12 protein-coding genes are annotated in these 11,349 nt (G+C 59.1%); 3 read left to right on the top strand and 9 right to left on the bottom strand.

Going from position 1 to position 11,349, the window contains the following annotated elements; translation table 11 throughout:
• Positions 1-91 precede the first annotated feature (91 nt).
• Positions 92-1,606: a Do family serine endopeptidase gene (locus tag GS605_RS07225; protein WP_171723500.1), complete on the top strand. Its 1,515-nt coding sequence runs from the start codon at positions 92-94 to the stop codon at positions 1,604-1,606.
• A 219-nt stretch (positions 1,607-1,825) separates the two neighbouring features.
• Here the strand turns inward: GS605_RS07225 and GS605_RS07220 are convergent, their stop codons facing one another.
• From GS605_RS07220 to GS605_RS07200, 5 genes are all read right to left on the bottom strand, one after another.
• Positions 1,826-2,494: a Crp/Fnr family transcriptional regulator gene (locus GS605_RS07220; RefSeq protein ID WP_171723499.1), complete on the bottom strand. Its 669-nt coding sequence runs from the start codon at positions 2,492-2,494 to the stop codon at positions 1,826-1,828.
• Between the two features lie 115 nt (positions 2,495-2,609).
• The gene (locus tag GS605_RS07215; RefSeq protein WP_171633335.1) at positions 2,610-3,215 is read right to left on the bottom strand and encodes an inner membrane-spanning protein YciB; all 606 of its coding nucleotides are present in this window, start codon (positions 3,213-3,215) and stop codon (positions 2,610-2,612) included.
• Between the two features lie 16 nt (positions 3,216-3,231).
• Positions 3,232-4,134, bottom strand: coding sequence for an EamA family transporter (locus tag GS605_RS07210; protein ID WP_171633329.1), 903 nt, complete (start codon positions 4,132-4,134; stop codon positions 3,232-3,234).
• Positions 4,135-4,224: 90 nt separating this feature from the next.
• A complete protein-coding gene (ftsY, locus tag GS605_RS07205; RefSeq protein WP_171633327.1) occupies positions 4,225-5,364 on the bottom strand; it encodes a signal recognition particle-docking protein FtsY in 1,140 nt (379 codons plus the stop codon).
• A gap of 58 nt (positions 5,365-5,422) precedes the next feature.
• Entirely contained in the window at positions 5,423-6,061 is a 639-nt protein-coding gene (locus GS605_RS07200; RefSeq protein ID WP_171633324.1) for a lysoplasmalogenase, read from the bottom strand.
• A 155-nt stretch (positions 6,062-6,216) separates the two neighbouring features.
• Between GS605_RS07200 and GS605_RS07195 the strand changes: the two genes are divergently transcribed.
• Positions 6,217-6,597 carry a hypothetical protein gene (locus tag GS605_RS07195; protein ID WP_171633322.1) on the top strand — a complete coding sequence of 127 codons (381 nt, stop codon included), beginning with the start codon at positions 6,217-6,219 and terminating at the stop codon, positions 6,595-6,597.
• Here GS605_RS07195 and GS605_RS07190 read toward each other — a convergent pair whose 3' ends face one another.
• Positions 6,598-7,239: a glutathione S-transferase family protein gene (locus GS605_RS07190; protein ID WP_171723498.1), complete on the bottom strand. Its 642-nt coding sequence runs from the start codon at positions 7,237-7,239 to the stop codon at positions 6,598-6,600.
• A gap of 3 nt (positions 7,240-7,242) precedes the next feature.
• Positions 7,243-8,727, bottom strand: coding sequence for an exodeoxyribonuclease VII large subunit (gene xseA / locus GS605_RS07185; RefSeq protein WP_171723497.1), 1,485 nt, complete (start codon positions 8,725-8,727; stop codon positions 7,243-7,245).
• Between the two features lie 75 nt (positions 8,728-8,802).
• Here xseA and purD point away from each other — a divergent pair, with 75 nt between their 5' ends.
• Complete coding sequence (gene purD, locus GS605_RS07180) at positions 8,803-10,071, top strand: phosphoribosylamine--glycine ligase (RefSeq protein ID WP_171723496.1); 1,269 nt, start codon at positions 8,803-8,805, stop codon at positions 10,069-10,071.
• Between the two features lie 134 nt (positions 10,072-10,205).
• On the opposite strand, the gene GS605_RS07175 is transcribed toward purD, so the two are convergent.
• Positions 10,206-10,949: a VCBS repeat-containing protein gene (locus GS605_RS07175; RefSeq protein WP_253283242.1), complete on the bottom strand. Its 744-nt coding sequence runs from the start codon at positions 10,947-10,949 to the stop codon at positions 10,206-10,208.
• A complete protein-coding gene (locus tag GS605_RS07170; RefSeq protein WP_152457603.1) occupies positions 10,949-11,272 on the bottom strand; it encodes a 2Fe-2S iron-sulfur cluster-binding protein in 324 nt (107 codons plus the stop codon). The genes GS605_RS07175 and GS605_RS07170 overlap by 1 nt, the downstream gene beginning before the upstream one ends.
• Positions 11,273-11,349 lie beyond the last annotated feature (77 nt).

Here is an 11,349-nt window from a genome sequence, read left to right as displayed (position 1 = left end):
GGTGATTTCGTTGCGATCCCGAGTTGCTCGTGGGGTCAAACTGACTACATTGGTTTGTAAGAAAGGCCGTGAACAAGCGGTCTTGGCGTGAATGTCGACAAGGAGAGCTCTAGTGCAGGCGAAAGCGCGCAGTGTATCCGTCCGGTGGGACGAAGTGAGTGTTTGGATGCGGCTTATGTGGCTGGCCTTTGCCGGTTCATTGCTTTTGCTGGCGCAATCGGCGATGGCACAGGCCAGGGGCGAAAGCCTGGCACCACTGGCCGAGAAAGTCAGCCCGGCGGTTGTGAACATCACCACCAGCACCCTGATCGAGGGCCGGACTGGCCCGCAGGGCATCGTGCCCGAAGGTTCTCCGTTCGAAGATTTCTTTCGCGAGTTCCAGGACCGAAACGGCGGAGATAACGACAACGCGCCGCGTCGCAGCAATGCGCTGGGGTCGGGGTTCGTGATCTCGGAGGACGGTTTCATCGTCACGAACAACCATGTAATTGCCGAAGCTGATGAGATCCTTGTGGAATTCTTCCCCGGCGATGGCCAGCCCAAGAAAGAACTGGTGGCCAAGGTTATTGGAACGGACGAGAAAACAGATATCGCGTTGCTCAAGGTCGAGGCTTCGGGCCCGCTGAAATACGTGAAGTTCGGCAACAGCGACGTCGCGCGCGTGGGTGACTGGGTTATCGCCATGGGCAACCCGCTTGGGCAAGGCTTTTCGGTATCGGCAGGGATCGTTTCAGCCCGCGACCGAGCGCTGAGCGGAACCTATGACGATTACATTCAAACGGACGCGGCGATCAACCGGGGCAACTCGGGCGGGCCGCTGTTCAACATGGAAGGCGAAGTGATCGGTGTGAACACCGCAATCCTGTCGCCTAACGGCGGTTCGATCGGCATCGGATTCTCGATGGCGTCGAATGTTGTCGTGAAGGTCGTGGATCAACTGCGGAAATATGGCGAGACCCGTCGGGGTTGGTTGGGCGTTCGCATTCAGGACGTAACCGAGGACATGGCCGAGGCCATGGGTCTGGAAAAACCTGGCGGCGCGCTGATCAGCGATGTACCGGACGGCCCCGCCAAGGAAGCTGGGTTGAAGGCGGGTGACGTGATCCTCAGCTTTGATGGCGTCGAGGTGGAAGACACCCGAGGTCTGGTGCGTCAGGTCGGTGAAGCAGAAGTTGGCAAGTCGGTCAGAGTGGTCGTGCACCGCGACGGCGGAACCCAGACCGTACTTGTGACACTAGGGCGTCGGGAAGATGCGGAACGCGCTGACAATGGCGAGGAGGAACCGCAGGAAGCTCCGATTGATGAGAATGCGGATATTCTGGGCCTGACGATTTCCCCCCTGACCGATACGCTGCGTGCAGATTTGGGGCTGGATGGTGATGCAGACGGCCTTGTGATTACAGATGTCGATGAAGCATCTGAGGCGTATGCCAAGGGAATGCGGGCAGGTGATCTGATCACCGAAGCAGGCCAGCAAAAGGTGGAAACCATCGGAGATCTCGAAGCCCGTATGGAAGAATCGCGCGAAGCTGGTCGCAAATCTCTGCTGCTGTTGGTGCGCAGGGGCGGCGATCCGCGTTTTGTGGCGCTGAGCCTTGAGAACTGATTGAACAGGCCGGGACAACCTCCCGGCCTTTTTTTATTGCGGGCCAGACCGGGTATCACCGCCACGCAAAAAATGAGCCACACGCAGTGAATGCGTATGGCTCAGATACAGGGAGAGGTCAGTGGACAGATATCGGGGATGATTCTCTGACCTCCTACGGTAACAATCTCACGTTAGGTCAAAGCGTAATCGATGGTCTGTGAACAAGATCACACCGGATCAAATAAGATCTGAATCAGCCAGTTCTCGCAGGGCTTCAAAATCCTGGATCAGCAAACCGCCACGAGAGGCTTCGACCATGTTGTCGCGTTTCCAGATCGAGATGGTTTTGGATACTGCCTCGCGTGTGGCACCGACAAATTCGGCCAGTTCGCTCTGCGACAGGGTGATGCGCGCGGCCGGGTCGTCCTGTAAACTGGACAGGTGCAGCAGCTTGCGGGCCAGCCGAATAGGCATGGGCAGAAAGACCTGCTCGTTCAGTTGCAGCCCCATCCATCGCATCCGCAATCCGGCCAGACGGATCATATCCACGGCAAGGTCAGGCTGTTGTCTGATCTGGTTCATAACGTCGTTGCGGCGCACACGCAGTACACGCGACTGTTCTGCCGCCGCAATGGTGGCCGTACGCGGACCATTGTCGAACAACGCGATCTCACCAAAGACTTCGCCGGGGCGCATCAGGGTAAGCGTCAGTTTGCGGCCGCTCATGGCCAGAAAGGAAACCTCTAACGTGCCTTCCAGAATGGCAAAGAGAGAGTCGCCCTCGTCACCTTGTTCAAAAAGTATTTCACCTTGGGACAGAGATATGTCGGTCGCTTGCGCCGAAAGCATTTCTCTGAGCCCGTCGGAGGCTTCGGAAAGGAAGCCGCTGTTGGGAAAGGCCGTCATGTGTGCACCGATCTTGGGCAAGCTGTGAGTGTGGGTGGTGGCACAACTTCCCATAGCTCGGCGCTCAAGCCAAGAATTTTGTTTGTTTTGGCAGGTCTGGCGGGTGCAGGGGCCGTTATTTCTGCTCGGGATCGTCCATATAGCGTTGCAGAATGCTGAACTGAAGCATCAGGAAGGCCATCAGAGCGATGGGAAAGCCGAAGGTCTCGATCTTGACCCACAGATCCGTCGACATGGTGCGCCAGACGAATTCGTTTGCGGCGGCCAGAACGGCGAAACAGGCGCACAGGCGGCGTGTCAGGATCATCCAGCCTTCGTGCTTCATCGGCAGCATCTCATCCAGCACATAGGCGAGATAGGATTTTTTCTGCATCAGGCCAATGCCGAGGATCAAGGCAAACAGACCATAGACAAGTGTGGTTTTCATCTTGAAGAACCGCTCGTCATTGAACCAGGCCGTGAGACCGCCGAAGAAAATCACCATGAAGGCCGTGAAGATCTGCATCCGGCTGAGTTTGCCGGTCAGATACCACAGGATACCCATTGCCCCCAGCATCAGGGGGACAAAGATAATCGTGGCGACAATGAAGCCGGAATACTCGATCCCGCCGATCAGAAAACTGTCGTCGCGCAGGCGCAGGTAGATGAAGAAGAAGGCCAGCGGGGGGCCAAGTTCCAGAATCTGTTTCAGAAACGGGTTGATGTCTTTTTTGCCTGTCATCTGTACTTCCTGCTGCTTACCCGCCCATTTCAACTATTACGGCGCCAAGTGCAATCAATGCCATCAGGGCAATGCGTCTTGGGCCAACCGTTTCCTTTAGCGCAAGCCAGCCGATCAGCGCAGCGAAGACTGTTGAGGTTTCGCGCAGAACGGCTGCTTCACCGACCTTGTCCAGCCGGGTGGCCAGCATGATTGCCCCGAAGGACAAAGGAGCGATGATACCGCCAGCGAGGCCGCGCAGCATCAGCGGGCCAGGTGCAGGTCTGTGTGCCATCACGCGCCACCTGAGATATGCGTAGATCGGCATGGCCGCGCCGTCGATCATGAAGAACCAGGCCAGAAAGGTGAACGGATCGGCGGTGGCGCGAATGCCATAGGCGTCATAGGTGGTGTACAGGGCCACAAACAGGCCAGTGATGATCGCCAGTGTCAGCGCGATACCCAGCGTATCCCTGTTGGTTTCCAGGAACCTGAAGTTGTAGGCGGCCAACCCAAATATCCCGGCCAGCAAGGTGGCCACGCCCAGCCATTGAACGGCCGAGAATGTTTCGCCGAACAGAAGATAGGCACCGATGACGGTGAATAGCGGACCCGTACCGCGCACCACCGGATAGACGACGGTGTAAGAGCCTTTGGTATATGCCATGGCTTGCAGGGTTTTGTAGGCGATGTGGATCAGCCATACGAGCGCGAAGATCGGCCACATATGAGGTTCGGGCCAGGGCACCACGAAAAAGGCGAAGGGGGCGGCCATGAGGCAATAGCAGGCGTCGATGGCGCCGCGGGACAGCCACGGGTCGTGTCTGCCTTTTTGCAGTGCACCGAAGACCGCGTGCAGGAACGCCGCCATCAAAGCCAGCGCCAATGCCAGCTGGTGTCCGGCTTCGGTGCCTTCGAGAGAGATCAGCCAGTCGCTCAAATACGCGGACCTTTTGCGGAGCGGAGAAGGTGGGGGGCTGTCTGCCCCCCACACCCCCCGAGGATATTTGGGGCCAGATGAAGCCTAAGATCAGCCTTTGTCGAGACCGGTGAGGGCGGCAGCAAATTCTTCGGGGTCGAAAGGGGCAAGGTCGTCGATCTGTTCGCCGACGCCGATCGCGTGGATGGGCAACCCGAATTTGTCTGCCAAGGCAACAAGAACACCTCCCTTGGCCGTGCCATCCAGCTTGGTCATGACCAGACCGGAAACGTCCGCCAGTTTGCGGAACGTTTCCACCTGGCTCAGCGCGTTCTGACCGGTGGTGGCGTCGAGTACGAGCAAAGTGTTGTGCGGAGCAGTGTCATCAACCTTGCGGATGACGCGGACGATTTTGGCGAGTTCCTCCATCAGGTCGGTGCGGTTTTGCAGGCGGCCCGCCGTATCTATCATCAGCAGATCAGCGCCCTCTGCCTGTGCACGGGTCAGCGCGTCAAAGGCGAGGCTGGCGGGGTCCGAGCCTTCGGGGGCGGTCAGAACCGGAACTCCGGCGCGATCCCCCCAGACCTGCAACTGTTCCACGGCCGCAGCGCGGAAGGTATCGCCGGCGGCGATGACGACCTTTTTGCCGGCCTCTTTGAACTGGCTGGCCAGTTTTCCAATTGTCGTGGTCTTGCCCGAGCCGTTGACGCCGACGACCAGTACCACTTGTGGTCGTTTGGGATAGATCGGCAGAGGCTTGGCCACAGGCTCCATAACGCGGGCGATTTCTTGTGCCAGAAGTTGCTTGATCTCTGTGGTCGACAGTTTGCGGCCAAAGCGGCCCTCGGCCATGTTCGATGTGACACGCAAGGCTGTGTCGACGCCCATGTCCGAGGCGATCAGCAGTTCTTCGAGCTGCTCCAGCATGTCATCGTCCAGGGTGCGGCGCATTTCCGTGACGGCGCCTCGATTGAACAGGCGGTTCAGGATGCCCTTGGCTTCCGGTATTTCCGGCGGTGGAGCGACAGGCGTGGGGTCAGCCGGGATCGGTGCCGGCGGTTCAGCCGGTTGCGGGGCCGGGGCAGGCTCTGGCACTTCTGGAACCGGTTGCGGATCTGGCTGCGGCTGGGGGATCACAGGGTCCGGAGCCGCCGTCTCCTCGCCGCCATCCTCGACGATGGCTTCCAGCCCTTCTTCAAGACGAGATGAAGATTTGAACAGCTTGTCCTTTAGCTTTGAGAAAAACGCCATACTTGGTCTCCACAGGTGTTCCTTTCACCTAATGCGGATTTGCGGCAGTTGCAAAGGGTCACGCAAATGCAAGGACAAAGCCAAGCTGAGCACCCCAGTAAAGGGGCCATACAAGATAGGGCGTCACCTTGAGGGCCGGATGGTGTGGCGGCAGCAGGAATTTCTCGGTTGCGAGGATCAGATCTGACGCGATGAAGGCCATGGCGGCGGGAAAGGCCCACCGAAGGGGACCGGCATCCGGCAGTGCCAGCACCGTGACCCCCATGCCAAGAATGATGGGGATATATGCCAGAACGGGCCCCTTCAGGTCTCCGGCGCGGGGCGCGAGCAAAGTGGCCATGATGATGCCCAGAATGATCAAGGACCATACAATCGCAGGCGCGCTGAGGATCAGCCCGGCAGAACTGATCGGCAGAGTCAGGAACAGAGCGATATAGGTCAGATGCCCGGCGGCAAATGCGGCGATGCCCATCATGAAGGTGGCATCTGTTTCGCGCGACAGCAGCGCGTCGCCTGTCGCACATAGAGCGAGCGCAAGAACCAACAGCCAAGGCTCACCGTTCATGATGGCGATGACCGCCAACAGGGCGACTGATGCGGTTTTCAGTACAGTGCGCAAAGAACCGACGGGCCAGGAGGTCAGTGGCAGGTAACCAAGGGCGCAGCCACAGGCGATCCAGAACAGTAGGGTTGTCATGTCATCTCCTCGCCGGTTCAGAATGATCTGATCTGGGGCGTGGCGTGAAATCAACCGCTTACGTTGAGTTAAGCGCCTTGTGAAGGCACCGGTTCAACAGGCGAATGGCATGACCGAAGCGCTTCTGACAAAATGGAAACATGTTCAGGTTCCTGATGATTCTCGCGACTTTGGCCGCACATTCCGTGGCGGCACAAACGCCTTTGTCTGGCTCGGAGTTCGACAAGTATACGCAGGGCAAAACTCTGTTCTACGGGTTCGAAGGTCAGGTTTACGGGGTGGAGCGGTATCTTCCGAACCGTCGTGTGATCTGGTCTTTTCTCGACGGGAATTGCAAGGAAGGTATATGGTATCAGCAGGGCGAGCAGATCTGCTTTGTCTACGAAGACAGGCTGGATCCGCAATGCTGGGTTTTCACTGAATCCGGTGGCGGTTTGATTGCGCAGTTCGAAGGTAATCCGCAAGCGACTGAACTGTATGAGGCCGAGGATCTTGGGGAAGAAATGGTTTGTTATGGACCGGACGTTGGCGTTTGATCAGTTTGCGCGCAGCTCATCATAATTGATCATGACATGGGTTTGGTAAGCTGTCCTGTCCGTCAAGCCTTCGTAATAGCGGCGCAAGTTGGGCAGTGATGCGCGCGAAATATCGATGTCATAGTAGCGATAGAGTATGTGCCCCAACTGGATATCGGCCAAAGTCAGGCAGGAACCGCACAGGAAAGCGTTTTCAGAAAGTTGCGCATCGGCGATCGCCAGCGTGTTCTCGAGTGCTGTGACGGCCGTTTCGATCGCTTGGTGATCGCGCTCTGTCTGCGGGGTCCGCACGACCCGCCAGAACACAGGTACCGTGAAGGCCATCGCGACATTGATCTTGGCCCATTCCGCCCATTTGTCCACTTCGGCTTGCCGGGTCGGATCGTGTGGCCAGAAATCATCCGCTCCATACATGGAGGCAAGGTAGCGCAGGATCGGCCCCGTCTCCCACAGCGAGGGATTTGGGCCGTCCTGTATCACGGGGATGGTGCCGTTCGGGTTCAGCTTGCGAAACTCATCGGTGTCCAGCAAACCGAACCTGTGCCCGGCATCGTGGCGCTGAAACTCCAGCGCCAGCTCACCCACACACCACATCAGGGCCTGTACATTTGATGATGTTCTTCGGCCCCAGATGGTCAGCATGGCTCAGAAGAGTGATCCCTGATCCGGGGTGTCCGGCCTGGGTTTCTTCGAGGGTGATTTCGCGCCCGGGCCGGTGCTGAGAACGCCATCGGCGAATTCGATCTCGAGCGCCGTTTGTTTGGTGGCCTGAGCCTTGGTGGTGATCACATTCCCTTCGGCCCGGACGACCGCGTATCCGCGGTCCAAAGTGGCTTTGTAGCTCAGCGTCTCGCGCAGGCGATCCGTCGCTTCGAGTTGCTGTTTGAGGCGGTCCAGTCGCGTGGTTTGGGCCGTGTGCATTCGATCGCGCAAACGATCTAGGTTTTGCCGCTGTTGATCGATTTCCCTTTGGATCGGTCGCAAGGACAGGCGCGATGACAGGTTACGCAGCGATTCCTGTCGCGTCGATATCAAGCTTCGCAGGGTCGAGGGGCGCAGATGAGCAGACAATTCCACCACTTGCAGGCGACGGTTCTGAACCCCGCGTATCAAGGCGGGTGTGAGGCGATCTGCTATCAAATCAAGGCGTTGTCTGGGGGAGTTCAACAGACTGTCCGGGCGCGGCAGGGCGCGGGACAAATCGCGCAGCCTTTGCGAACGGCGCTGCACCGCGTCCGTTGCCGCGCGCGACAGGCGCGCAGCTTGTTCTTCGGTCCAGGCGAGCAGTTCGATGCGGACCGGCACGGCCAGCTCTGCCGCAGCCGTGGGTGTAGGCGCGCGGCGGTCCGAGGCAAAATCAATCAGGGTGGTGTCGGTTTCATGCCCAACGGCCGAAATCAGCGGTATGTCCGACGCGGCTGCGGCGCGGACGACGATCTCTTCATTGAAGCCCCAGAGGTCTTCGATCGATCCGCCGCCACGGGCGACGATGATCAGGTCGGGCCGGGGCAACGCGCCGCCGGGTGTCAGTTGGTTGAAGCCTTCGATGGCGCGGGCGACCTCGGGCGCGCAGTTGGCTCCTTGAACCGCCACAGGCCAGATCAGCACCTTGCGCGGAAACCTGTCCCTGAGCCGATGCAGAATGTCGCGGATCACGGCACCGGAAGGGGATGTCACAACGCCAATGATCTGCGGCAGGTACGGCAGGGGTTTCTTGCGTTCCGGCGCGAACAGACCTTCGGATTCCAGTTGTTTCTTGCGCTTCTCCAGCAGCGCCATAAGAGCGCCCTGACCCGCGACGGAAACCTCATCGACGTTCAGGTTGTATTTGGATTGCGCCCCGAAAGCCGTAAGGCGACCGGTGACGACAACCTCCAGCCCTTCCTCTGGCACGACCGAGAGGCTGGAAACCTGACCTTTCCATGTCGTGCAGGCCAAAACGTTCCGGTCGTCCTTGATGTCGTAATACAGATGCCCGGATCGGGCTTTGAACACGCGCCCAACCTCACCGCGCACGCGGATTCGGCCGAATGAGCCTTCCAGCGTCCGTTTCACCTCACCCGAAATTTCGGACACTGTGTATTCAGGGGTGTTTTGGCCCGGAATCGGGTCATCAAGCAGGTCGGACATTTCAGCGCCTTGTTTCAAATGCGCGCCCAGCTTAGAACGCCGCGCAGGCAAGGCCAAGCAGATCGGAGAGCTTTCATGAATATCCTCATTCTCGGCAGCGGAGGGCGCGAACACAGCCTGGCATGGGCAGTGCTGCAAAACCCCAAATGTGATCGCCTGATCGTTGCTCCGGGAAATGCGGGGATCGCGCAGATCGCTGACTGTGCCGCTCTGGATGTTGAAAACGGCGGGGCTGTTGTCGGCTTTGCCGAAGAAAATGCGATTGATTTCGTGATCGTTGGGCCCGAGGCGCCTTTGGCGGCCGGTGTGGCTGATCGGTTGCGCGAAGCCGGAGTATTGGTTTTTGGGCCCTCAGCCGAGGCGGCGAAGCTGGAAGCGTCGAAAAGCTTCACCAAGGAAATCTGCGACGCGGCCAACGCCCCCACCGCAGCTTATGCCCGGTTTACCGAAGCCGAACCCGCCAAAGCCTATATCCGCGAACAGGGCGCACCGATTGTGGTCAAGGCCGATGGTCTGGCCGCGGGCAAGGGCGTTATCGTTGCGATGGACGAAACGACCGCACTGGACGCCATTGACGACATGTTTGGCGGTGCGTTTGGCGGTGCTGGTGCGGAAGTCGTCATTGAAGAATTCATGGATGGGGAAGAAGCCTCGCTGTTCGTTCTGTGTGATGGTGAGGACATTCTCTCAGTCGGCACGGCCCAGGATCACAAACGGGTTGGCGAGGGCGATACCGGGCTGAACACGGGCGGGATGGGCGCGTATTCTCCGGCGCCGGTGTTGAGCGAAGAGGTGGAGACGCGGGCGATGGAAGAGATCGTGCGCCCCACCATCGCCGAGATGAAGCGCCGGGGAACGCCGTTTCAGGGCGTTCTTTATGCAGGTTTGATGATCAAGGACGGGCAGCCAAGGCTGGTTGAATACAACGTCCGCTTCGGTGATCCGGAATGTCAGGTGTTGATGATGCGGTTGGGCGCGCAGGCGATGGACCTGATGCACGCCGCGGCCGAGGGCAGGTTGGGTGAAATGCGGGTGAATTGGGCGGATGACCATGCGATCACGGTTGTAATGGCGGCCAATGGTTATCCGGGTGCTTACAAGAAAGGCACTGCGATCAAAGGGCTTGAAGGCCTGCCGGAAGACAGCCAGAACATGGTGTTCCACGCTGGTACAAAGAGTGTCGATGGGCAGGTGGTTGCATCGGGCGGGCGTGTGCTGAACGTGACCGCCCGTGGGAACACGCTGAAAGAGGCGCGCGACCGGGCCTATGAAATGGTTGAAGCTGTGGATTGGCCTGACGGGTTTTACCGGCGCGATATCGGATGGCGTGCCCTGGAAGGTTGACGGGGCAGGGCGGTTGACCCCTCGGCTTTGCGGCTTCCCGGCGCTGCGCGCGTTCGCGGTCGAAATCGTCCATTGGACGAATTCCTTTCAACCGCTCACGCCCCGGGATATTTTTGGCCAGATGAAGAGGCGGATCAGCAGTTCAGGGCTTGGGCAAGGCTTTTGCGGCCGTGGAACGGGCCCCGGTCGGATGTGATCCAGCCGTTGTCGTAGAAGACGCTGACGATCCGCGTCCAGTCGGCGCTGGCCACGATCAGTTCCGGTCGGTCGCCGCAGGTGCGCAGGCCACCGGAAATGAAATCTTCACCGATCCTGTGGTTGGTCAATCCGGGCAGAGCCGCGACTTCGCTCAGGGCGTTGTCTTTGTAGCGCCAGATGCGCAGCGTTTTGGCAAGGTGCGGACGATCAATATAGGCGATCTCGACATGTCCGTCGCCGTCCAGGTCGGCTGCCCCGATCGGGGCGAGCCAGCGGAAGCGGGTACCGATATGAGGCGTGGCCGCGATCTTGTCTCCGGCGGCGTCGTAGATCGCAAGTTGAGCCCCTGATTTGTCGTGGGATTCAACGACAATTGCTTCGCGCGCGCCGTCCAGGTTGACGTCTGCCAAACGCGGAGCGAGGTCTTCGAACACGCGATCCTGCGGCAGTCGAACAGTTACGACCGTAGTGTCGGTCGTGAATTCCACCGCGCCATATTCGATCGTATCACCCAGGACGCCATGGGCGTAACGGGTGGTTGGCTCTGTGAAGCGGGCGTCGTTGATGGTTTCCGCCGCGCCAGCCGGTTGCAGCGAGAGCCAAAGTCCGAAAGATAGCAAAGCGCCGCGTGCCCGGCGTTGACAAAAGCGGCGGGGCAGGCGCGGCACATTGTTGTGCATCAGATCTGTTTTTCGGGCATCTGAACGACCAGACCGTCCAGCGCGTCGGTGACCTTGATCTGGCAGGTCAGGCGTGAGCGGGCCGGGTCGGGCTCATAGGCAAAGTCCAGCATGTCTTCTTCCATGTCATCCTTGGCCGGGATTTTCTCGACCCAGTCGGGGTGGACGTAAACATGGCAGGTCGAGCAGGCGCAGGCGCCGCCACAATCGGCCTCGATGCCGGGAATGTTGTTGTCACGGGCCCCTTCCATGACGGTCAGTCCGTTGGCGACCTCGACTGTGTGTTCGGTACCGCCGTGCTCGACATAGGTGATCTTTGCCATTGCGTGCGTCTTCCTTTTGCGATGTTCGATTTCTTCCTTAGTGAAGGCATTTAGGTCTTTCCAGCCTCATTTGCGAC

This window comes from Ruegeria sp. HKCCD7559, from assembly GCF_013110575.1.
GTDB lineage: Bacteria > Pseudomonadota > Alphaproteobacteria > Rhodobacterales > Rhodobacteraceae > Ruegeria.
This window is presented reverse-complemented; position numbering and strand designations above follow the sequence as displayed.